The sequence below is a fragment of the Micromonospora sp. CB01531 genome, assembly GCF_001905095.1.
Lineage (GTDB): Bacteria > Actinomycetota > Actinomycetes > Mycobacteriales > Micromonosporaceae > Micromonospora.
In genome coordinates this window covers 108,322-129,264 of the sequence record NZ_LWLS01000056.1, presented here as the reverse complement: position 1 = coordinate 129,264, position 20,943 = coordinate 108,322, and the positions used below count along the sequence as shown (strand labels likewise).

At 70.6% G+C, this 20,943-nt stretch carries 21 protein-coding genes; 8 read left to right on the top strand and 13 right to left on the bottom strand.

Annotation, left to right across the window (positions count from 1 at the left end; genetic code table 11):
- Positions 1–119 precede the first annotated feature (119 nt).
- Positions 120–413 carry a hypothetical protein gene (locus tag A6A27_RS08765; protein ID WP_073834039.1) on the top strand — a complete coding sequence of 98 codons (294 nt, stop codon included), beginning with the start codon at positions 120–122 and terminating at the stop codon, positions 411–413.
- Between the two features lie 115 nt (positions 414–528).
- Here A6A27_RS08765 and A6A27_RS43050 read toward each other — a convergent pair whose 3' ends face one another.
- Complete coding sequence (locus A6A27_RS43050) at positions 529–714, bottom strand: hypothetical protein (RefSeq protein WP_143193945.1); 186 nt, start codon at positions 712–714, stop codon at positions 529–531.
- Between the two features lie 283 nt (positions 715–997).
- Positions 998–1,810, bottom strand: a complete 813-nt coding sequence (locus A6A27_RS08760) for a LysR family transcriptional regulator (RefSeq protein ID WP_073834038.1) — start codon at positions 1,808–1,810, stop codon at positions 998–1,000.
- A gap of 94 nt (positions 1,811–1,904) precedes the next feature.
- On the opposite strand from A6A27_RS08760, the gene A6A27_RS08755 reads away from it, so the two are divergent.
- From A6A27_RS08755 to A6A27_RS08745, 3 genes are all read left to right on the top strand, one after another.
- On the top strand, positions 1,905–5,237 hold the full coding sequence (locus tag A6A27_RS08755; protein WP_143193944.1) for a S8 family serine peptidase: 3,333 nt from the start codon (positions 1,905–1,907) through the stop codon (positions 5,235–5,237).
- 188 nt (positions 5,238–5,425) lie between these two features.
- Positions 5,426–6,007, top strand: a complete 582-nt coding sequence (locus A6A27_RS08750) for a LemA family protein (RefSeq protein ID WP_241825164.1) — start codon at positions 5,426–5,428, stop codon at positions 6,005–6,007.
- Between the two features lie 3 nt (positions 6,008–6,010).
- Positions 6,011–7,873, top strand: a complete 1,863-nt coding sequence (locus A6A27_RS08745) for a DUF2207 family protein (protein ID WP_073834035.1) — start codon at positions 6,011–6,013, stop codon at positions 7,871–7,873.
- A 132-nt stretch (positions 7,874–8,005) separates the two neighbouring features.
- Here A6A27_RS08745 and A6A27_RS08740 read toward each other — a convergent pair whose 3' ends face one another.
- A complete protein-coding gene (locus A6A27_RS08740) occupies positions 8,006–9,409 on the bottom strand; it encodes a PQQ-dependent sugar dehydrogenase (protein WP_073834034.1) in 1,404 nt (467 codons plus the stop codon).
- A 656-nt stretch (positions 9,410–10,065) separates the two neighbouring features.
- Here A6A27_RS08740 and A6A27_RS08735 point away from each other — a divergent pair.
- The gene (locus A6A27_RS08735; protein ID WP_143193943.1) at positions 10,066–10,581 is read left to right on the top strand and encodes a hypothetical protein; all 516 of its coding nucleotides are present in this window, start codon (positions 10,066–10,068) and stop codon (positions 10,579–10,581) included.
- A gap of 26 nt (positions 10,582–10,607) precedes the next feature.
- Here A6A27_RS08735 and A6A27_RS08730 read toward each other — a convergent pair whose 3' ends face one another.
- Complete coding sequence (locus A6A27_RS08730) at positions 10,608–11,258, bottom strand: response regulator (RefSeq protein WP_073834032.1); 651 nt, start codon at positions 11,256–11,258, stop codon at positions 10,608–10,610.
- Positions 11,185–11,790 (bottom strand): hypothetical protein, encoded by a 606-nt coding sequence (locus tag A6A27_RS08725; protein WP_073834031.1) that lies wholly within the window; start codon positions 11,788–11,790, stop codon positions 11,185–11,187. The genes A6A27_RS08730 and A6A27_RS08725 overlap by 74 nt, the downstream gene beginning before the upstream one ends.
- Before the next feature lie 91 nt (positions 11,791–11,881).
- Here A6A27_RS08725 and A6A27_RS08720 point away from each other — a divergent pair, with 91 nt between their 5' ends.
- Positions 11,882–12,922 (top strand): hypothetical protein, encoded by a 1,041-nt coding sequence (locus A6A27_RS08720; RefSeq protein ID WP_143193942.1) that lies wholly within the window; start codon positions 11,882–11,884, stop codon positions 12,920–12,922.
- Here A6A27_RS08720 and A6A27_RS08715 read toward each other — a convergent pair.
- From A6A27_RS08715 to A6A27_RS08690, 7 genes are all read right to left on the bottom strand, one after another.
- Positions 12,914–13,309, bottom strand: coding sequence for a YkvA family protein (locus A6A27_RS08715; protein ID WP_073834029.1), 396 nt, complete (start codon positions 13,307–13,309; stop codon positions 12,914–12,916). The two genes, A6A27_RS08720 and A6A27_RS08715, sit on opposite strands and share 9 nt — an antisense overlap.
- The gene (locus A6A27_RS08710) at positions 13,302–13,871 is read right to left on the bottom strand and encodes a Chromate resistance protein ChrB (protein WP_241825163.1); all 570 of its coding nucleotides are present in this window, start codon (positions 13,869–13,871) and stop codon (positions 13,302–13,304) included. The genes A6A27_RS08715 and A6A27_RS08710 overlap by 8 nt, the downstream gene beginning before the upstream one ends.
- Positions 13,872–13,923: 52 nt before the next feature.
- Positions 13,924–14,256, bottom strand: coding sequence for a DUF3703 domain-containing protein (locus tag A6A27_RS08705; RefSeq protein ID WP_073834028.1), 333 nt, complete (start codon positions 14,254–14,256; stop codon positions 13,924–13,926).
- Between the two features lie 8 nt (positions 14,257–14,264).
- Positions 14,265–14,999 carry a cation transporter gene (locus A6A27_RS08700; protein WP_073834027.1) on the bottom strand — a complete coding sequence of 245 codons (735 nt, stop codon included), beginning with the start codon at positions 14,997–14,999 and terminating at the stop codon, positions 14,265–14,267.
- Positions 14,999–15,328 (bottom strand): ArsR/SmtB family transcription factor, encoded by a 330-nt coding sequence (locus A6A27_RS08695; protein ID WP_198940243.1) that lies wholly within the window; start codon positions 15,326–15,328, stop codon positions 14,999–15,001. Before A6A27_RS08695 ends, A6A27_RS08700 begins: the two co-directional genes overlap by 1 nt.
- Positions 15,329–15,406: 78 nt before the next feature.
- Positions 15,407–15,673 carry a hypothetical protein gene (locus A6A27_RS43045; protein WP_143193941.1) on the bottom strand — a complete coding sequence of 89 codons (267 nt, stop codon included), beginning with the start codon at positions 15,671–15,673 and terminating at the stop codon, positions 15,407–15,409.
- A gap of 223 nt (positions 15,674–15,896) precedes the next feature.
- Positions 15,897–17,168: an FAD-dependent oxidoreductase gene (locus A6A27_RS08690; protein WP_073834025.1), complete on the bottom strand. Its 1,272-nt coding sequence runs from the start codon at positions 17,166–17,168 to the stop codon at positions 15,897–15,899.
- 65 nt (positions 17,169–17,233) lie between these two features.
- Between A6A27_RS08690 and A6A27_RS08685 the strand changes: the two genes are divergently transcribed.
- Together A6A27_RS08685 and A6A27_RS08680 are read left to right on the top strand one after the other, a co-directional pair.
- Positions 17,234–17,848 carry a TetR/AcrR family transcriptional regulator gene (locus A6A27_RS08685; RefSeq protein WP_073834024.1) on the top strand — a complete coding sequence of 205 codons (615 nt, stop codon included), beginning with the start codon at positions 17,234–17,236 and terminating at the stop codon, positions 17,846–17,848.
- 39 nt (positions 17,849–17,887) lie between these two features.
- A complete protein-coding gene (locus A6A27_RS08680) occupies positions 17,888–18,535 on the top strand; it encodes a CatB-related O-acetyltransferase (protein WP_443189956.1) in 648 nt (215 codons plus the stop codon).
- A gap of 105 nt (positions 18,536–18,640) precedes the next feature.
- Here A6A27_RS08680 and A6A27_RS08675 read toward each other — a convergent pair whose 3' ends face one another.
- A complete protein-coding gene (locus A6A27_RS08675; protein ID WP_073834022.1) occupies positions 18,641–20,791 on the bottom strand; it encodes a sialate O-acetylesterase in 2,151 nt (716 codons plus the stop codon).
- Between the last annotated feature and the right edge of the window lie 152 nt (positions 20,792–20,943).

The window sequence follows — 20,943 nt, the reverse complement described above, 5'->3', positions numbered from 1 at the left end:
GTACGCGGGCTCGAGGTGGTCCGACAGGCCGCTGGGCCAGCGCGCCATCCCTTGCGCCATGCCGACGCCAACCAGTCGGCGACGTAAGCGCGCGTCGCCTCGCATGCGAAGATCCGTCCATGAGCAGCGATATCGCCCTCGACGTGAGCGCCCTGGCGATCAACGTCACGATTCCGGAGGTGCTCCGCTGGACCGACACCCGCCGCGGTGAGGAGTTCACGCTGACCACACTCAACGTCCGGCTCCTCCCGGACGGGCGCCTCGCGGCGAAGGCGTACGGCCGACCGACCGGTGGCGGCCGCGGCACGTACGTTTCGTTCCCCGTGCCCAACAGGCCCGAGCTGGTGGCCCTGGTCGATCAAGCTGCCAGCCGCGCCAGCGCGCTGTGGGCCGCCCACCGCGGCCTCAGCTGAGGTTCGACTGCTGCGACGCGGCACGCGCGTCGGGTCACCAGCCTCGCCGGCGCACAGGTTGCAGCGGACGCGACCTGAACCGCGCCGAGTGCTGGGCGGAATGAGCGCATGTTCGCTAGATCGGCGGGACGGTTGCCGTGGTCGGAATATCGAGCGTGACGAGGTGACCTTCGCCGATCGCGTGCAGCAAATTGTTGGCGCCGGGTTTCGCCTTTGCGGACGGATCGCTGGTCACCATCAACCGCGCTGGCAACGTCGGCGCTCGCCTCCGGCTGTCGGCGCGGATTGACCGGCTGGTCACGTCGGCGAGGACGGCTGGGGTCGCCAGCCAGCTCAAAGCGGCGTTACGCGGGCACGATCTACGGCGTGGTGGGCGCCCCTCAGCCGCCTTGTCCGGCTGCCGATCGGGCTACGCTCGCGGCCGTGCCCCGGACGGCAGGCTCGCCCGGCATCGGAGTGCGGCGGTCGAGCCAGTCGCGGTAAACCGGGGATCTCCGCGCTTCCGCCCAGTACGCCTCGGTGAGCGCGTCCCGTAGCGGGTGCGCGTGCGGTGCGAGCGGCCCGTGGGAGGGCCAGATGAGTCGTTAGCGTGCCCACATCGGATCGCCGGCCAGCGGTCGGATCAGCACGCCTGGGCGGGCCGGGGTCAACGCGTGGGTGAGCGCTACCCCGTGGCCCTGGCCGATGAGCGGGAAGATGACGGCGGCGTTCATCCGCTGCACCCGACGCGGGGTGAAGCCGGCACGCCGGCAGGCGGCCCGGAACAGGCTGCGCATCCGCACGTCCTTGCCCTCGCCGGCGAGCCATTGCTCCGTGGCGAGGTCGGCGAGCGCCACCTCTGGCTGCCCGGCCAACGGGTGTCCCGCGGAGAGCAGGACGAAGATGGGCTCCACCGCGAGTACGGCGTCGTCGAGCTCCGGCGGCAACGCGAGCTCGTACCCGGGATAGTCCAGGCCCAGCCCGAATTCCAGGCGCCCGCCGGTCAGCAGATCGAGGAGTTCCTCCTCGGTGTCGGCCACGTGCAGGGAGGTGTCGGCACGGGGGAACAGCGCCCGGGCGGCGGTCATCAGCAGGGCGGTGAGCGGACCGGGTATCGAGCCGAGTCGCAGCGCGTCGAGGTCGGTGTCGCCGGGCCCGCGCTGGCGTACGTCGCGGAGCAGGTCGTCGTAGAGGGTCAGGACACCGGTGGAGTGGTTCAGGACGATGCTGCCGAGCGTGGTGGGCCGGGTGCCGCGGCGACCGCGGTCGAACAGCGGGCCGCCCAGGGCGCGTTCGATCCGTTGCAGCTGCGCGGTGAGCGCCGGTTGGGTGTACCCGAGAGCGGCGGCGGCCCGGCTGATGCTGCCGGCCTCGGCGATCGCAGTCACCATGCGCAGATGACGGATCTCCAGGTCCATAACCCGATGCTATGGCCGGCTGGGATTTCCCGGTAGTTCATGCGGTCGGGACAGTAACCCGAGCCTGATCAGCAGCGTTCGGCAGGAGGCGCAGGTGCGGGAGAGACGGTTCTACAAGCTGGCAACATTGATGTCGGCGGTGCTGGCTGCGAGTGCCGTCTCGGCGCTGCCGGCGGCCGCCGCGCCGGTGCCATCCGGCACATCCGGCAGATCCGACTGGACGGTGGGCGTTTCCACCCATCCCAATAATGGGCACTGGGTTACGCTGGTGACCGGCGACCGCGTGTACCTGGCCGACAAGCGGGTCGCGATGACTCCGGGTGCCGGGCGGGAGAACATCGGCTTCAGTCAGTTCACTCAGGACGGCCACCAGTACGTTGTGCCGAACGATGCCCTGCGGCTGGTCTCCGCCGGGCAGGTGGACCGCCGGCTGTTCGACATCACCGGCCTGGTCGCGGCGGGCTACGACGACGCGCAGGTGAGCGAGGTGCCGACCATCGTCGCGTACACCGCCGGGGCCGCCGGCCGGGCGCGGCTGCGCGCGGACGGCGCATCCCGGGTGACGCGGACGCTGCCCAGCGTGCGCGGCTCGGTGGTACGGGTGAACAAGCAGCGGGCCGCGACCTTCTGGGCCGATGTCACCGACAAGGGCTCGGGGATCGGCAAGCTCTGGCTGGACGCCAAACGCGAAGTCAGCCTCGATCAGAGCGTGCCGCAGATCGGCGCGCCGCAGGCATGGTCGGCCGGGTACGACGGAACCGGGGTCACCGTCGCTGTCCTGGACACCGGGGTCGACGACACCCACCCGGACCTGGTCGGCCGGATCGCGGAGAAGCAGAACTTCACCACTGCCGCCGACACCAGCGACCCGGTCGGACACGGTACCCACGTGGCGGCCACCATCGCGAGCACCGGGGCGGGCTCCAACGGCAAGTTTCGTGGTGTCGCGCCCGGCGCCTCGCTGCTGATCGGCAAAGTCTGCGAGACCAGGAACTGCGCCGAGTCGGCGATTCTCGCCGGCATGGAGTGGGCGGCGCCACGCGCGAAGGTCATCAACATGAGTCTCGGCGGGCCGGACGAGGGTGACGACCCGTTGAAGGCGGCGGTGAACACGCTGACCGCCCAGACCGGGGCCTTGTTCGTCGTCGCGGCGGGCAACGACGGCCGCGACGGAGGCGTCTCCTCGCCGGCCACCGCCGATGCCGCGCTCGCCGTCGGTGCGGTGGACAAGCAGGAGAATCTGGCGTCCTTCTCCAACCGGGGACCGCGCTCCGACGGTGCCATCAAGCCGGAGATCACTGCGCCCGGCGTCGGCATCGTCGCGGCGCTGTCCAAGGACAGCGACTATCCGGAGTACGCCCCCGGGTACACCCAGCTGAACGGCACTTCGATGGCGACCCCACACGTGGCCGGAGCCGCCGCGCTGCTGGCAGAGCAGCACCCGGGTTGGACCGCCGGCGCGCTGAAGGCGCAGCTGATCGCGTCGGCCAAGCCGAACCCCGCGCTGAATGCGTTCCAGCAGGGCGCCGGCCGGGTGGATGTGGGCCGCGCCATCAAGCAGGCGGTGCTGCCTAGCCCGACCAGTCTCGCACTGGGCACCCAGGCGTACCCAGCTGACGACGACGTCCCGGTGCAGCGGACCGTGCGCTACCGCAATGACGGCCCGGCCGCGGTGACCCTGAACCTGACCGCACCGGCGACCGTGCCGGACGGCTCGGCGGCCCCGGCCGGCATGTTCACGGTGAACCCGAGCCAGCTGACCATCCCGGCCGGCGGCACCGCCGAGACCACGCTGACCGCCAACACCCGGGTCAACAGCGCGACCGGCCTGTTCAGCGGCGCTGTGGTGGCCAGTTCCCCGGACGGTACGGTGTCCGCCCGGGTGCCGGTGGCCATCACCAAGGAACACGAGTCGCGCAAGCTCACTGTCAAACTCATCGACCGCAACGGCGCGCCGGCCAGCGACTACTCGCTCAGCGTCGTGGGCATCGACTTCGCCGTCTACAAGGTGCCTTACCACGCCTCGGGCACCGTCACGACCTCGGTTCGGGTCGGCCGGTACGCCGTACAGGCGACCGTCATCACGGACGGGCCCGACGGTGCCAGCTCGACGCTGCTGACCCAGCCGGTCTACACGGTCACCTCCGGCGGCGACGCCGAACTGGTGCTGGACGCCCGCAAGGGCACCTCGGCCTCGGTCACCGTGCCGCGTGAGGGGGCCGCCAGCCGCAGCGCCCACCTCGGCTTCTTCCGGACGCTGCCGTCCGGGTACGTGCTGGACAACCGGATCAGCGGGACCAGCTTCGCCAAGCTCTACGCGGCGAACCTGGGCGGCTCGGTCCCGGCGGACGCGGGCACGCTCACCGGCGAGGTGCGTACGGTCTGGGCGCAACCGAACGCCGACGGTACCTTCAACAACTCGCCCTACGAGTACGACCTCGTCTGGTTCCGGCGCGGCGACCTGTTCACCAACTTCCGGCACACCGTCCGGCAGGATGAGCTGGCCACCGTGGTCAACCGGTTCCACTCCGTCGGCCCGGTCGACCGGACCGGGTACATGCACAACTGGGGCTTCCCGGCGGACGGCGGCAGCGCGATCTCCGCGCCCATCCCGTTCACCATCCCCGGCGAGCGCACCATCTACTACTCGGCCGACGGCGTGATGTGGCGGAACAGATGGGAACCGCAAGGGCCGTACGGGGCGCAGCTCTGGACGGGTGACCTGACGTACGAGCCGGGCCGGCGGTATGTGGTGGACTGGCAGAAGGGCCCGTCCGCGCCCATCTTCAACGGGGACCGGGTGTACTTCACCCGGCAGGGCAACTACATGGCCCTCAACGTGCCGGTGTCCGGGGACCAGGCCGGGCACACCGGGTACTCGTGGCTGGACACCGGCCGGATGGCGCTCTACAAGGATGATCAGCTGCTCGCCAACATGCCCACGTACTTCTACGACGCGAGCGGCTCCGTTCCCGCGGCGGAAAGCACCTACCGGCTGGAATACGCGGTGACCCGCGGCGCGAACGGTTCGATGGACAACAGCACGTCGATCAGCGGCAAGTGGACGTTCCGCTCCGCCGAGACGCCCGGCGAACAGCCGACCGCCCTGCCGCTCGCTTCGGTCGCGTTCCGGCCGGAGCTGGACGTCGACAACAGCGCGCGCGGCGGACGCGTGTTCCCGGTCCCGCTCAGCATCGAGCGCCAGCCGGGTGCGGCCGCCTCCGACCTGAAGACGGTCAACGTCGAGGTGTCGTACGACGAGGGCGCGACCTGGCAGCGGGTGTCCCTGCAGAAGACCGGCAAGGATGGCTTCCTGGCTCTGCTTCATCAGCCGGAGCAGGGGTACGTGTCGCTGCGCGCCAGCGCGGCGTACGCGGACGGTGCGACTGTCGACTACACCGTCATCAAGGCGTACCGGTTGCGGTAGCCGTGACTGCGCTCAGCGCATGATGGCCAGCCGGGCCGCCGCCATCTCCGCGGCGGCCCGGACCGGCTGAGGCGAGCCATTGTGGCCGGAAGACGGCCGTCCATCACACCGAACGTTCGATGCCGCGGTTGCGCGGGGATGTCACACTCCCGGCGATGTCCCATGGACCTTCGTGGAAGGGAGTCCCCGTGGCGGAGACGGGCGGACTCATTGCGATCATGGGCGGGCTGTTGTGCCTGCTGGTCGTCGGCGTACTCGCGTGGCTGATCATGACCTACAACCGCCTCGTGCGACTGCGCAATCAGGTCGCCGCTTCGTGGGCGCAGATCGATGTGCAGCTCAAGCGGCGTGCGGACCTGATCCCGAACCTGGTGGAGACCGTCAAGGGCTATGCCGCGCACGAGAGCGCCACGCTCGCGGCGGTGACCGCGGCGCGTACCGGGGTGGTCGCGGCGGCGGGCGCCGAACCGGCCGCGCGGGCCCAGGCGGAGAACGCGCTCACCCAGAGCCTCGGCCGGCTCTTCGCCGTCGCGGAGGCGTACCCGGACCTCAAAGCCAGCCAGAACTTCGCCGCCCTGCAGGCCGAGCTCGCCACGACCGAGAACAAGATCGCGTACGCGCGGCAGTTCTACAACTCGGCCGTCCAGACGCACAACAACGCCGGGCAGACCTTCCCGACCATGCTGATCGCCGGCCTCGCCGGGTTCAGGGCGCGGGAGTTCTTCGAGACGGCCGAGGGTGAGCGCGGCCCGGTGCAGGTGCGGTTCTAAGCCATGAGCCCCGCCGTCCTCGAGCTGGGTGCCGTCGGCGCGTCCCTCGCGCTCTTCTTCGGCGCGTACGCGTTGATGCTGTCGATCACCAGCCCGCGCGGCATCCACGCCGCGCTGCCCTCGCCGGATCTGCCCGAGGAGCCGCCCGCCGTGGCGAGCCTGCTCGGCACCGGCTGGCAGGTCACCGAGGATGCCGCCGAGGCGACGCTGCTGGATCTGGGTGCCCGCGGCTACCTCGAATTCCGCCAGCCCGACAACGACCCGCACCACACGACGGTCCACCTGACGGGCACCGTCCCGACGGGGCTGACCGCGTACGAGAAGCGGGTCTACGAGCGCGTCGTGAAGCTGGCCGTGGACGGCGTGGTGCCCCTGACCGCGATGACGTTCCGCGACGAGAAGGCGGCGAAGTCCTGGTGGAAGGCGCTGCGCAGGGAGGTCGTCGCCGACAGTCGGGCGCGCGGCCTGTCGCGCCGCCGCTTCGGTCCGGCGATCGTCGTCCTCCTGGTGATCGTGGCCGCTGTCGCCGCGGCCGGGATCACCTACGGCTTCGGTCATTTCGCCATCCGTACGCCGGACAAGCGCGGCAACGACATCGGGGCGACCATCGGGGCGTACGTGATCAGCTTCGCGTTGCTGGCGGCGTTCGCCGGCCGCTACAACGGGGAGCGGGACACCGCCCCGGGACGGCAGGCCGCGAGCCGATGGATGGGCGTGCGTGAATGGCTGCGCGGGCACGAGGCGTTCGCCGATCTGCCCCCGGCCGCCGTTGGGCTCTGGGATCGCTACCTCGCCTATGGCGCCGCGCTCGGGGCGACCCGCACGGCGAGCACCGTCATCGACATGGGCATGGGCGACCGCACCCGGGTCTGGTCCACGTTCGGCGGCTCCTGGCACCGGGTACGGGTGCGGTATCCGCGCAGCGGACGGTACGGGGAGACCGTACCGAGGCTGCTGTTCCGCGGCGTCCTGCTGGCCGTCATCGGCTACGCCATCGCCCGCTATGGTCACATCGTCGTGGACATCGCGATGCAGATCGACGCGGTGTCGGCCAGCGCCTTCGCCTCGTTCGCCGGCCTCACCTCGGCCCTGATCACCGTCACCGGTGCGCTGCTTGTCGTCAACGGCTGCTACACCGTCGTGCGTACGATCATCGACCTCGCCACACCGAAGACGATCACCGGTCAGGTCCTCTGGATCGACCTGTGGCGGACGCAGAACTCCAGCAGCGACGACAGCAGCCCACAGCCGATCCTGTACTACCTCGCAGTCGATGACGGCACCAGCGACCGCACCGTGGCGTGGGGGTTGCCGCTGGCGCTGGCGAACAGTTGCGCGACCGGCGACACGATCCAGCTGACCGTCCGGCCGTGGTCCCGGCGCGTCACGGCGATAGGCGTCGTTGAGCGGGGAAGTGGACACGGTCCTCAGCCGGAGGTACCGACCGACAACCTGGTGCTCGCCGCGCTCGACCGGCCCCGCCAGGGCGGCGGCGCAGCCCCGGCCTTGATCCGCAACGGCTCGCTGCTGCAAGCCGAGGAGGTCGCCAGCGCCCTGCAGTGGCCGTCGCCGGTCACCGCCAGGGCGATGATGGGACCGGGCGGGATCATCGAGTTCTCCGCTCCGGAGGGCCCGATCCTCATGCTGGTCACGGCGCACGGTGTGCTCGGCTCGATGGCGTGGCGGACGGCGGGCCAGGGAACACCACTGCCCGGCGTCGGCGACGCCGCGTTCACCCGCGGGCCGGCGGCGGCCGCCCGCGTCGACGGCAGCACCGTACAGGTGGCCCTGCTCCCAGCCGCCAGGGGCCGCGATGCCGCACTGCCCGGCCTGCTCAAGCTCGCGGTGGGACGGTTGCGGGCATGAGCGAACCGCGTTCCGCGCGCCGACTTCCTTGATCGCGTTCTTGCCCAGGTCGAAGGCCTCGGCACGACGAGAGGGTGACCCGCCCGTCCGGCACGTCGGACAGGAGGGCCACCCCGTCGGATTTGCTGGTCGTCAGCGCCGGTAGATCGTGTAGACCGCGCCGTTGGTCAGCGAAAGGACGGCCAGATTGCCGTCCGGGCTGGTCTCGATGTCCGTGACGACGCCGAAGTCCCGGCCGATCAGGAGGCTTTCGCTTTCCGTGATCTCGTGCTTGGCGAGGTTGTCCGCCACCCGGTCTTCCAGCCGAGGATCGTCGACGGCGATCTTCTGACGGTTGCCGGTCAGGTTGAAGTGGAAGAGGTAGCCCCCGTTGAGGGCGGCCGTCGCGGCACCCATGAACAGGTCACCCTGGAACTCCGGCCCGAGCGCCCGGCTGTTGAGGAAGCCCATTCCGCCAGGGGCGACCTCCCACCTCCAGCTGAACTCGGGATCGCTGTAGTGCGCCCCGGGAAGCATGAACAGCCTGCCGAGCGCCTCCTGCGGGCTGTCCGCGATGTTGCTCGGCGGCCAGCGTAGTTGCTGGAGGTTCCGCCCGCCGAACGTCGTCTCGATCTCCTTGAACTGGGCGACCCGCTGCACCGGCCCGGCGATCTGGACCCAGCCGCCGTTCATGCCCGGCTCGAGCCGGTTGATCTCGCTGAAGCTGTCGTCGCCGTTCTCCTGCATCCACACACTTCCGGAGGCGGGATCGACGGCCATGCCGAATCCGTTGCGGTGGCCGTACGAGAAGATCTTCTGCACAGTGGCGCCGACCTCGCCGCCCATGGCCGCGCCGGGCCCGAAGAAGGGGTTGTCGGTCGGCGTCGTGCCGTCGTCGTTGAGGCGCAGGACGACGCCGCTGAGGTGGGCGTCGTCCGGTGCCGGCCCGCCGAACTGGTCGTCGGGCACGGTCGGCCCCGGGCAGGCGGCGGTCGGGCCGCAGGTGAGGTTTTGCAGCTGGCCACGCCGACCAAGGTCGCCCGTGAAGGTATACAGCTTCCCGTCATGGCCGAAGCTGATCACCCCGCCGTTGTGGTTGGCGCGGGCGGGCTGGCCGGCGTCCTCTTGACGGGCGCGGATCCGGATCAGGTTGCGGTCGAAGGTGAGTGTGCTGCCGTTCCACACGAACCGGTCGATCCGATTGCCGAGCAGCGGGGTTTCGCTGAGGACGGTGGTGTCCGTGCCGGTCGTGCTCTCCGTCCAGTACAGATATACCCCAGAATTCGCCGGGAAGTCCGGGTGCAGGGCGATCCCGAGCAGGCCTCGCTCGGAGCCGGAATTGACGGCGAGGTCCAGTGGCGTGCTGGTGACGGCTCCGTTGACGACGCGCTGGACCCGCCCGGTCGTCTTCTCGAGCACGAACATGTCGTCGTTGCCGATGAAAGCAAGGCCGGTGGGGCTGACCAACCCCGTGGCGGCCGTGCGCACCGCCAGCTTCCGGTCGAGCATCGTCGGTCCGCCCGGCTCGGCGTTCGCTGGGGCACCGACCGCGGTCATGGACAGTCCTGATGCGGCCAGGGCCAGCATGGCGATGATTGCTCGCGGTTGGCGGCGGGCGCGTGCCGGTGGCACGCCGCCGTCAGGTGATCCATTCGGTGCTTCCATGGTCTGGCGACGTGGGACGACGGTGCGACGAGGTCGTGCGTGCATGCCAGGTTCCCTTCTTGCCCGAGTGGCGAAGACTGTTCCGCGGACGACGTCGACCGGTCGCGAAGCCCGACTGCCGCCGCATGGTGTCGTTCGGTGCAGTGACCCCCTTTGGCCAACGGCGGTGCGGGCGGGCCGTTACGTCTGGACGAACCCGCTGGTGACGACCAGGCTTCGCGACCATTGGACGCCCGGCCGGGCCCGAGGTCGGCCACCGCCTCACCGACAGGTCGCCGGAGAAGCCCATGCCGGAACCTCGGGCCCCACCGGAAGGCACGCGTCCCGGGTGCGCCCGGTTCACTCTCGATCGAAAAATTGAAGTTTGGCTGCCTCGACACACAAGTCGCGGCCTTGCCCGTCCTGTGTTTCACGTCGACCGTGCCCCAGGGCAGCCGGGCGGCTCATTCGACCGGGGGAGGCGGCCGGCGTACGCGCCGTCGTTGGTCGCATCCGGCGACACCCGGCGAGCGATGTGCCACTGCGCTATGCCGCCTAGCGTCGTTCCCATGACTGGTAACGATTTTGACCGAAGGCACCTCCTCCGGCGTACGGCCGGCATGACCGCCGGCGTTGGGGCGCTGGCCATCGGCGGAGCGCTGGGCATCACTGACGCGGCTGTCGCCGACGAACGGCCATCCGTCCACCCGCCGGGCCACCACCCGGTCGTCGGCACCTGGCGCGGCCTGGTGACGCTGCCGCACGAGGTCGAAGTGGGGCTGTTCACCTTCCTCCCGGGCGGCTTCTTCCTGTCGTTCGCCGACGGTGTCCACATCGCGACCGGCCGTTGGGTGGCCGCCGGACGGAGTACCGTAAGGTTCGCCCTGTGGCAGGTGCTGCCGGAGGATCTGACCGGGCCGCCACATCGATACCACGGGGAGGTCCAGGCAAAGCACGAGGCTCATGTGAACGGTGACACGCTGACCAGCGTCGGTACGTGGCGAGGCCTCGACATCGACGGAAACGAGACCGGGCGCGGGCCGGTCTACACCAGGGCAACCCGCTTCGGGGTCGAGCCCTTCTGACGGCAACGTGCCGGCGTCGGGTGCGGTCAGCGCACCAGGCCAGCGTGGTGCGCCAGGATCGCCGCCTGGACCCGGTTTGTCAGTTGCAGCTTGGCCAGCACCCGGCTGACGTGGCTCTTTACGGTGGCCTCACTGAGGTGCAGTCGCTTACCGATGTCACCGTTCGACAACCCTTCGCCGACGGCGGCCAGAACGTCCCGTTCCCGGTCTGTGAGGACGTCGATGCGGCGCAGCGCGTCGCGCCGGTGTGGGCTGCTCGGTTCCGCGAAACGGTGCAACAGGCGGCGGGTGACCCGGGGCGACAGCATCGCCTCGCCTGCGGCGGCGCTGCGTATCGCTGCGGCCATCTGGTCTGCGGTGGCGTCCTTGAGCAGAAAGCCCACCGCGCCGTGGCGCAGCGCCGTCTCCACGTACTCGTCCAGTTCGAACGTGGTCAGCACGACGACCTTCGGCGGGTCCGGGAAGCGGGCGAGCGCCGCGGCGGCGGCGAGGCCGTCGGCGCGCGGCATTCGGATGTCCATCAACACCACGTCCGGCTGGTGGATTCGTGCCTCGCGGACCGCCTGGTCGCCGTCCTCGGCCTCGCCGACGACCTCGATGTCGTCATAGGCCGAAAAGATGGTCAGCAGCGCGGCCCGGACCAGCCATTCGTCGTCGACGACCAGCAGGCGGATCACCGCTCCACCTCCCATGCCTCCCTCGCGACCGCTCCTCGGCGCGCGCCTGGTCGACGAGCAGCTGCTCCTGCGCTCGCCGCGAGGCCACGAACAGGCCGGCCAGGGCCGGCAGGATGCACATGGCCAGACTGATCGGAAGGCTGGCGTCGGCACCGTACGCAAGCCACATCGGCATCGACACCGCCGCCACCATCACGACGGAGAGCACCACCCGTAGCCGCAGCGATCGGAGGTATGCCCCCACCGCGTATTGCGCCACGGGCACGGCCGGCCAGGCGCCCGCGACGAGCCAGCACGCCACGGCACCGGCGTACAGCAGTAGCGGTCGGCTCCGGCGGTCGAACACGGCTACGCCGGTGGCCAACCCCAACGCCACCGTGATCCCCAGCGGTGCCGGGCGATTGACGATCGGGGAGCCGTTGAACAGGCCGGACTGCAGGTCTTGCCACACCCCTGGTAGGACACACGCCGTGGCGAGCACGCCGTCCACCGCCCGGCCCGGACGCAGCCATGGGGCCCGGCGGATGACCATCGCCTGAGTCTATCCAGGACAGCCGATTCGGGCTTCCGCCGATCGATGTAGTCGAAAGGTGTGTCCCCGCTGGGGAGGCCGTCGACCATGGGTGCGCGACTCCGGGCACATCGCGCGATGCCGACCTGATCAGCCAAAACCTAGCGTCGGGGGCATGGAACCCAGATACCGCGATCTCGCCCGCCCGCTGCAATGGGCCTTCGTCGCCTTCGCCACCCTGAACATCGGATTGCTCCTCCACGGCTCGGACATGAGCGTCTTCCGACTGATGGCGCTCGTCGGATATGGCGTCGGGGCGATCCTCTCCGTCGTCGCCGCGCTGCGGTGGCACCGCCTGGGCCGTCGGCTGGCGATCGGGCTGCACCTGGCGCTGGCGCCGCTGCAGTTCGTCTTCAGCATCGCCGAGTCGGTCGCGCTTGTCGGCATCCTGCTCTCGCTAGTGATCCTCGCCCGATGCAGGCCGCGCTTCCCGCTGCTGTCGCCGCGGGCCCGCCGGGTCTGGTTGACCCTGCACGTGGGGTTCAGTGTGGGGTGGCTCGGCGTCGCGCTGACGATGACCGCCCTGGCCGTCATCGGTTGGGCCGCGGACTCCCACGCCATGCGACACGGCGCGTACGAGGTGTTGCATGTGATCGAGCTGGCCGTCGCGATTCCGTCGATGGCGCTGTCGATCATCACGGGCCTGGTCGTGTCGCTCGGCACTAAGTGGGGGCTCGTCCGGTACCGGTGGGTGTTGACCAAGTTCGCCATCGCGGTGAGCATCCCGCTGGTTGCCGGCACCGTCGAGAGCGCGCTGGCCGACGAACTCGCCCTTCGTACCATCGATCCGGCCGGCCAGCCCGGTGCCACCGGCATCGCACTGACGGCCTGCCTGGGCAGCTTCACTGTCGCGCTGTGGATCTCGACCGTGCTGTCGGTCGTCAAGCCCTGGGGCCGAACGCGCTGGGGGCGGCGGGCAGTGGCCGTGCGGGCGGACTCTCCATCCTCGCCACGCAGCCCACTGACGGTTCCGTCACCCCCGAGGCCCGATGCCGGCACATCAACTTCTCCGGCTGGCCTCGCTCGCGTGTTGGGCCGCCGGCAGCGCGGGCTCGTGTGGCGAGTCGTGAAGGACTGGTCCGGGTCAGGCTGACGGCTGGCCGAGAAGTCGTTCGATGAGTCGTGGTTCGCCGGGCCAGGCGGCCAGGAGCACGTCGCGGGGGACATGCCGGCCGGCGTAGCGCAGGGCCAGGGCGACGACGACGATGTCGTCGAGGGGGCCGATGACGGGCAGGAACTCGGGAATGAGGTCGATGGGGCTGGCCACCCAGAGCCCGGCGATCAGCACGGCGATCTTCGCCCGGCGGGGAACCCGCGGGTCCTTGCGGAGTCGTCGGACGGTGGTGACGCAGTCGGGGATGAAGGCGGCGAGGTCGCGCAGGGTGCCCGGTGGAAGCCGGCGGGCCAGCAGGATCAGCAGCGCCCACGAGGCGAGCAGCAGCGCGATCGCGGTGGCCAGGGCGAGCAGCCAGTCACGCATGGGGGGATTCCTGTCCGAGCGGGGCGTGCACGGCTTGGTAGACGGCGGTGGCGTAGCTGTCGAGCGCCTCGGCGCAGCGTTTGAGGCGGTCTTCGGCCTGGACGCCTTCGGTGACGCCGAAGATGTCGCGGGCCTTGAGTTCGCGGAACCAGCGGCGTAGCCGGTCCAGGCTCTGCTCTTCCTCGTCGAGTTCGGCGACGGTGAGCTTGCCGATGCGTCTCTCCTTGGCGATCTCGGCTTCGTACTTGTCGCACTCGGAGGTGAACTCGGTCCACTCGTCGGCGCGCGCGGTGTTGAACTCGTCGAACAGGCTGCTCCGGCTGTCATCGTCGTGCGGGGTGGCGTCGAGCATGAGCATCCGGCCGTCCGCCCGGCGGACCAACTCGGCGACGCGGTCCAGGCCAGTCGCGAACACGGGAGCCGCCGGTGCTGCCCAGACGCCGCCGCTGACCGGGACGGCGCCGACCCGGCGCAGCTCTCGCCAGACCGCTACCCGGTGCCGGGACGGGCCGGCCGGTAGCCGGATCACGGCGACCAGCCAGCCAGGAGAATCGCTCGCCACGTCGGCGAGTGTAACAGCCGCTACATCAACCGAGTCGCCCTCGATCGCGTGCTCACCTGGCGAGCAGCGCGGCCAGGTCGTTGGGCACCGGCATGGGCTGGGTCAGCGGCACCCGGGCGCGGCCCGTGTTGCCCTCCGGGTAACGGCCGGTGGCGGACCCTGGGCCGGCGACGGCGAGCCGGACGACCTGACCGACCGCCTCGACCACGTCGCGCTCGCGCAGCGCGCGGCGCAGCATGGCGGCGTGCACGACCGTGTGCGGCCAGGGCCAGGGCTGGGAGAGGATGTGCGCCCGTTCCGCCGCCCGCCACGCGACCGCGGGGTCGGCGGCGGTGCGGGCCGTGGCCAGTTCGGCGTCGAGGGCGGCACGGACCGCCGCCGGCATCGGCCGCCTCACCGGTCGCCGCCGGAGCAGCAGGAGCAGCCGGGCCGGCAGCCGCAGGCATCGCCATCCTCGGCAGGCGCGGCAGCGGCGAACGCGGCCGCCCCCGGGACGGCGCAGCAGGTGTCCCCGCGCCAGGCCTCGCGGCCTTCCTTGACGGCGACGGCGGCGATGACGAGTGCGGCGACCGGGTCGGCCCAGGACCAGCCGAGCAGGCTGTTGAGGGCGAGTCCGACGAGCAGGACCGCGGACAGGTAGGTGCACAGCAGGGTCTGTTTGGAGTCGGCGACCGCGGTGCGGGAGCCGAGTTCCCGGCCGGCGCGGCGCTGGGCGTACGACAGGCCGGGCATGACGGCCAGGGACAGCGCGGCCAGCACGAGGCCGACGGGGGAGTGGTCGGCGTCGGCGCCGCCGAGCAGGGCGCGGACCGACTCGACGGTGACGTACGCGGCGAGGGCCAAGAACGACACCGCGATGATGCGCAGCGTGGTCTTCTCCCGGGCCTCGGGGTCGCGGCCGGCGAACTGCCAGGCCACTGCCGCAGCGGAGGAGACCTCGATGACCGAGTCGAGGCCGAAGCCGATCAGCGCGGTCGAGGAGGCGATCGTGCCGGCGCTGATCGCCACGACCGCCTCGACCACGTTATAGGTGATGGTGGCGGCGACGAGCAGTCGCACGCGGCGGGCCAGGACCGCCCGCCGGGCCGGCGAGGGGCCGGCCGGGGTCTGGATCATCGGCAGGGTCATCAGCAGCAGCCCTTCGCGTCGGCGTCGGGGCAGGCGGCCGGATCCACGGCGAGCACCAGACCAAGGAGGTCGTCGAGGGCGTGGGCGAGCCGGACGTCGGCAAGCTCGTAGCGGGTACGCCGGCCCTCGGGAGCGGCCACGACCAGGCCGCAGCCGCGCAGGCAGGCCAGATGGTTGGACAGATTCTGCCGGGTCGTGCCGAGCAGGTCGGCGAGCTGGGCCGGGTAGCCGGGGCCGTCGCGCAGGGCCAGCAGCAGCCGTGCCCGGGTCGGATCGGACAGGGCGTGGCCGAACCGCGCCAGCACCTGCCCGTGGGTCAGCGTCTCCACGCCACCGATAGTACAGCCAATGCTGTATCAGTAGTTGGGTCACCGGCCGCAGATCACGGGGCCGCCCGGGGTGGCGGGTCAGCCGGACGATCTGTGCGGGGCGCCATGTACCGCTGTGGTGGACACGGTATGAGCAGGCGTGCCGCCGACCGTGACGACCAGCACGGCGAAGCAGCCGATAAGCAGGGCGAACCCGCCGACCAGCAGGTAGGCCCACCGCCGATCGGCGCGGCGCGGCTCGATGGATGGGCGGCGCGGGAGGCTTCCTTCCCGCGCTCTTCTGGGCACCGAGGGGGAGTTCAGCACCGGCCACTTCGGTGGTGGATTGTGCGATCGGGACGCCATGCTGCCTCCGCGTAAGTCGCCGCCGAGACCCGGACGACTCGTCGGGGAAGGGATCGACGAGCCGTCCGGGCGGAGAGACGCGTCCGCCGCGGCCCTCCACTCCTACCAGGCGATGCATCATCGGGCCGCATTACATGGAGCGGTGAGGCCGTCGGCTGCCCACATTGCGACGCGTGCTGCGATGCGACCACGGGTATTCGCCGCTGGTGGGAACGCGACGAGGTCAGCGGCCCAGGCTGGCCGCCATGCGGCGGCGCATCGGGGGGATCGCCGCGGTCAGACGCAGGATCGTGCGAAAGGCTGCCCGGCCGAGCGGGGTCGAGTTCGCGGCGTTCTGGGCGTTGCGCAGGGACTGCTTCACGGCAGCGAAGCCGTAGCGCAGCATCTCGCGCTCGTACCCGGAGATCGCGGCCGGGAGTGGGACCTCGCCGGCGTGGGCGGCGATCAGCGTGCGTCGGAGCAGGTCGGCGTCGCGCAGCGCGGTGTTCGCGCCGGTGCCGGCCATCGGGGTCATGTTGTGGATGGCGTCGCCGAGCAGCGTGACGCGGCCGGTCGGCCAGGGGGTGACCGGGGTGGCGCTCTTCGCCCGGATCGCGTGGAGGGTGGCCGGGTCGCTTTCGGCGATGAGCCGGTGGAACGCGGGCGACCAGCCGCGGATCCGGTCGGTGACGACCTGTTGCAGCGATGCGCCGTCCTGCTGCTCCACGTCCGGCGGGAACCGGTCGGTAGCGTCGGCGAAACCCCAGAACGCGTAGTCGGTGTCGTCGTGCGGCGGCGTGCCGGAACGCCCGGCGGCCGCCCGATCGATGCGATCGTGCTGCCAGACGGCGGTGAAGAGCGAGCCGCGGCCGCGGGGGACGACGATGTTGGCCCGGGTCCGCAGGGCGGGCGGCAGGTCGGACGCCCGTTCGGGGGTCAACGGATACTTGCCGGCCACCGCGAGCACGCCGGTGTCAAGGCGCTGCGCGTGCGGGAGGAGCTGGCCGCGTACGCGGGAATTGGCGCCGTCCGCGCCGATCAGGAGATCGGCGGTCGCGGTGGTGCCGTCGGCGAAGTGGGCGGTGACCCGGTCGCCGTCGAGCTCATAGCGGTGGAAGCTCCTGCCCCGGTGTACGACGTCGTCGAGCTGGTCGAGCAGGATCTCGCGGAGCCGGATGCGGCTGACGCCGTAGTGGCGGCTGGTGGGGTCGGTGGACGGGTTGATCTCAGCCTCGGTCAACCCGAGCAGCTCCGTGCACTGGTCGGTGAGAAAGCCGAAGCCGCTGTCCCCGGTCGAGACGGTGGCCAGGAACGACAGCCACGCGTCCGGGGGAAGGCAGTTGTGCAGGGCGTGCGCGCCGGCCGGGTTGATGTGGATCCGGTAGCCCTGCAGCCAGTCCGTGCGTTCGAGGGTGCGCTCGTAGACGTTGACCTCGATGCCTTCCCGCCGCAGCCCGTGGGCCAGGGCCAGTCCGCCGATCCCGCCGCCGATGATCATCACCGAAAAGCTCGTCATGTCTCCCAGAGTCACCCTTGTGCATGACTCTGTCAACCACCTGTTTGATTGATAGGATCAGGAGCATGCCTGAGGAGTCGAGACCTCGTCGTTCCCCGTCCGGTCTGGAGCGGAAACGGGATGCCGAGCGCACCCGGGAGCGGATTCTCGACGCCGCGCTGGTGGAGTTCGGTGAGCACGGCTACGCCGGCGCGCGGGTCAGCGCCATCGCCCGCCGGGCCGGCGTCAACCAGCAGTTGATCTCGTACTACTTCGACGGCAAGGAAGGGCTGTATCGCGCCCTCATCGAACGCTGGCGTGCGTTGAGCGGTGAGCTGAACCGCCCGGACGCTCCGCTGGACGAGGTGGTCGCCGCGTTCCTCCAGGCCGGAACGGCACAGCGGCACTGGGTCCGGCTGCTGATCTGGCAGGCCCTGGAAGGCGACCGCGAAGAGGGCGCGGAGCGGTATCGCCGGTCCATGGTCGACGACCTGCGCCGACGTCAGGCCGCCGGTGAGATCGCCCAGGACCTCGATCCGGCCTACCTGCAGCTGGCTCTCTTCGGGGCAGCGCTCGCGCCGACTCTGCTGGCCCACTTCGCCGAGGACTTCACCGGTCTGCCCGTCGACTCTCCCGAGTTTCTCGCCGGGTACGGCGAAGAGCTCAAACGCCTCGTCGCGCGGCTCGCCAAGCCCCTGTGACCGATCCGCAAGAGGCCGTAGCCGATGAGGAAGCGAACCGTGGCTGACACCCTTCCCGATCCGAGCGTTGTGCATCCGATCCCCGAGCAGCCGCGTGTGGTGCTGCTGAAGCCGTGGGTGAGGTCTCCGCTGATCGAGGTCGGAGAGTTCTCCTACTACGACGACCCGGAGGACCCGACCGCCTTCGAGACCCGCAACGTGCTGTATCACTACGGGCCGGAGAAGCTGGTCATCGGGAAGTTCTGCGCGCTGGGCACGGGCGTACGGTTCATCATGAACGGCGCCAACCACCGGATGGACGGTCCGTCGACCTTCCCTTTCCCCGTCATGGGCGGTTCCTGGGCCGAGCACTTCGACCTGATCACCGGCCTTCCCGGACGGGGTGACACCGTGGTGGGCAACGATGTGTGGTTCGGCTACCGCGCCACGATGATGCCCGGCGTCCGGATCGGCAACGGAGCGATCATCGCCGCTGGTTCGGTGGTGGTGGAGGACGTGCCCGACTACGGCATCGTCGGCGGCAACCCGGCCAGGCTCATCCGTCGCCGCTATGCCGAGGATGACGTCGCCCGCCTCCTGGCCCTGGCCTGGTGGGACTGGCCGATCGAGCACATCACCAAGCACCTCCGCACGATCATGGCCGGCCGCCTCGACGATCTGGAAGCCGCGAACCCCGGACAGCTGTAGCGGCACGCGCCGGGGAGGTCAGCTCGGCCGGCGCCCACGGTTCCATCGTGGTAGGCAGGCGGGACGCGGTCGCCGGCCACCACGTCCCGCCTGCCTGTGGGCCGGTCAGGTGATCGGCAGGTTCTGGAAGGTCAGCAGACCGCTGCCGGTCGCGTTGACGATCCAGGGTCCGGCCCGCAGATGGCTGAGGTAGCTCACGCCCGTCGCGCCGTCGGCGGGCGCGGAGAGGGTCAGCTTCAGTTGGCCGCCGGTGACGTACTCGACATCGGTCACGGTGACCGCGGTCCCGTTGACCCGGAAGTCCGCCGCCGCACCCGGCTCGACCGTCAGCGGGTCGTCGCTGCGCAACTGGATGGTGATCTCCGTGCGCCCGGGGTTCGAGAACGCCGCGGTGCTCGGGTTCGGCGGGGCGATCCCCTGAGCAGGTCCGTGGTAGAGGTCGCGCGCCACCACCGCGAACGTGTGGTCGCCCATCTCCCGGTAGCCCTGCTCCCAGGCGTAGTGGCAGCCGTCGTGGCCCGAGAGGCCGTTAGTCGACAGCAAGGTCACGCCGAGCGTGTCGCCCATCTGCCGCTGCGCCTCCCGCAGTGCGCCGGTGGTGCTGTTGCCGCATGGCGAGGTGCGCACCTGATAGACGAAGTACCGGGTCCCCTCGGCGATGTCGGCTCCCAGCTCAGCTCGCCAGTCGTCGAGCAGCGCGGTGAAGCCGGTGACGTGTACGGCCGCTTGGTCGTTGTCGGATTCGCCCTGATACCAGAGCAGCCCGCGGACGTCGCCCAGCACCCCGGCGCCCACCAGGCGTTGCCGCAGCCGGCCGTAGTTGGTGCGGATGTCGTCCGGGTCCGCGTCATTGCGCTGGAAGAACGAGATCGGCTGGCCGCCGTGGGCGCCGTTGAGGATGGCCACCGGGACCTGATAAGTGTCCACGATGCGCCGGGCCATGCGGATGCCCCACTGCCCGATCGAGCCGGGCTGGTTGGTGACCTCGCTGCCGGCGTAGTTCCAGCGGCGGTCCGCCGCCGACAGGACAGGATCGGCCGTGGGAGATCCGTAGCTGCGGATGAACGGCGACTCCTCGCCGGCGGAGGAGCCCTGGTAGGTCGCCGCCACGGCGTTGGACTGGCCCTGGATGACGTAGACGTCGCCGGCCAGGATGCCCTCCCATACGGCCACCCGGCGGGTTACCTGGGCGCCCAGCGCGCGCAGCGCGAACCGGTAGTCGCGCAAGGTGGCGTCGATGCGGGGGCGGAACGAGAACTCGCGCCGGTCGGTGACCGGGGCCGTGTAGGTCCACTCGTCGTCGCCGCTGGTGATTGTGAGCTGAACCGCCTTGACCCGAGGGTCGGTGACTGCTCCGGACACCGGCACGGTGGCGCCGTTCGTGGCGTCCCGGGAATACAACTGGCGGTCCTGCGGGTGCTGATCCAGGGTCAGCACGGAGGAACGGGCGTAGACGGTCAGCCGCCGTTGGGTGAACGTGCCGGCGTTCCCGGCGAACGTCCAGTCCGGGTGACCGGTTGGCGCGGAGCCGATGCCGAGCGAGAGCGCCGCGCCGGTGGACGTGAAGGTGTTGACCGCCAGTACGGTGCGCGGCGCATCCAGCGCGGGGCGGCGGGCGCCGACCTGGTGCACCTGGAACGACCCGTACCCGCCGGAGGCGTTGACGGTGTCGTCGGCGTCGTAGCTGGTGGACGAGGCACCGGAGATCTGCCGGGACGAGCCCGTGCTGTAGGTGTTGGGCCACATCTCCAGATAGCCGGCCAGGCCGGCGCCCGTGGTGACGCCGGGAACGTTGGAGGCCACGTCCAGGTCGTTCACCCGCTGGCGGGTGATCTCCCCGGTGCGGGTCGGCAGGCCGAGGCGGTGCGCGTCCGCGGTGAAGGGCTCCATGGCCGTCCAGGCCCACTGCGGGCCCGCCGGGCCGTCCAGCTCGAGGCAGTAGCCGACCCGGTCGAAGCCGGCGGCCACCGTGTCGGTGCGGTCGAAGGTGTACGGCGGGGTCTGGTTGAGCCAACTCGCCCGGGTCGGCAGGTCGATCGAGAGGACCGGGGTGAAATCGGCCGTGCCGTCGACGTTCGCGGCGCAGGCCGTGTCGTCGACCGCCCGGTCGACAGCGTGCGTTGGACTGGCGGCGGCCGCCGGCCCGGACACCACCGCGATCGAGGACAGCAGCAGTAGGCCGGCCGCAGCGAGGGCGACGCCGCGCAGTCGTGGCGCCGCATCGCGGAGCCCGGGGGAGAGGTGTGGACGGGGCATGACTCGTACCTCCAGCAAGGTCGTAGTTCGCGCCGCCGGAACGACGTGCCCCATGACTAGCAGCGGACATTTACGCATCGCAATGTCATTGCGGTGAATGGTCGGATCCTCGCGACGGAGGCGCCCTCTGGGGCGACCAGCGGGCGACCGGC

Bases quoted from the DNA above. Each gene is read 5' to 3' on its own strand.
- A6A27_RS08715 (WP_073834029.1), bottom strand. From the start codon at position 13,309: ATGCGTGACTGGCTGCTCGCCCTGGCCACCGCGATCGCGCTGCTGCTC.
- A6A27_RS08675 (WP_073834022.1), bottom strand. From the start codon at position 20,791: ATGCCCCGTCCACACCTCTCCCCCGGGCTCCGCGATGCGGCGCCACGA.
- A6A27_RS08685 (WP_073834024.1), top strand. From the start codon at position 17,234: ATGCCTGAGGAGTCGAGACCTCGTCGTTCCCCGTCCGGTCTGGAGCGG.
- A6A27_RS08725 (WP_073834031.1), bottom strand. From the start codon at position 11,790: ATGGTCATCCGCCGGGCCCCATGGCTGCGTCCGGGCCGGGCGGTGGAC.
- A6A27_RS08705 (WP_073834028.1), bottom strand. From the start codon at position 14,256: ATGCCGGCGGCGGTCCGTGCCGCCCTCGACGCCGAACTGGCCACGGCC.
- A6A27_RS08700 (WP_073834027.1), bottom strand. From the start codon at position 14,999: ATGACCCTGCCGATGATCCAGACCCCGGCCGGCCCCTCGCCGGCCCGG.
- A6A27_RS08760 (WP_073834038.1), bottom strand. From the start codon at position 1,810: ATGGACCTGGAGATCCGTCATCTGCGCATGGTGACTGCGATCGCCGAG.
- A6A27_RS08740 (WP_073834034.1), bottom strand. From the start codon at position 9,409: ATGACCGCGGTCGGTGCCCCAGCGAACGCCGAGCCGGGCGGACCGACG.
- A6A27_RS08765 (WP_073834039.1), top strand. From the start codon at position 120: ATGAGCAGCGATATCGCCCTCGACGTGAGCGCCCTGGCGATCAACGTC.
- A6A27_RS43045 (WP_143193941.1), bottom strand. From the start codon at position 15,673: ATGGCGTCCCGATCGCACAATCCACCACCGAAGTGGCCGGTGCTGAAC.
- A6A27_RS08690 (WP_073834025.1), bottom strand. From the start codon at position 17,168: ATGACGAGCTTTTCGGTGATGATCATCGGCGGCGGGATCGGCGGACTG.
- A6A27_RS08735 (WP_143193943.1), top strand. From the start codon at position 10,066: ATGACTGGTAACGATTTTGACCGAAGGCACCTCCTCCGGCGTACGGCC.
- A6A27_RS08745 (WP_073834035.1), top strand. From the start codon at position 6,011: ATGAGCCCCGCCGTCCTCGAGCTGGGTGCCGTCGGCGCGTCCCTCGCG.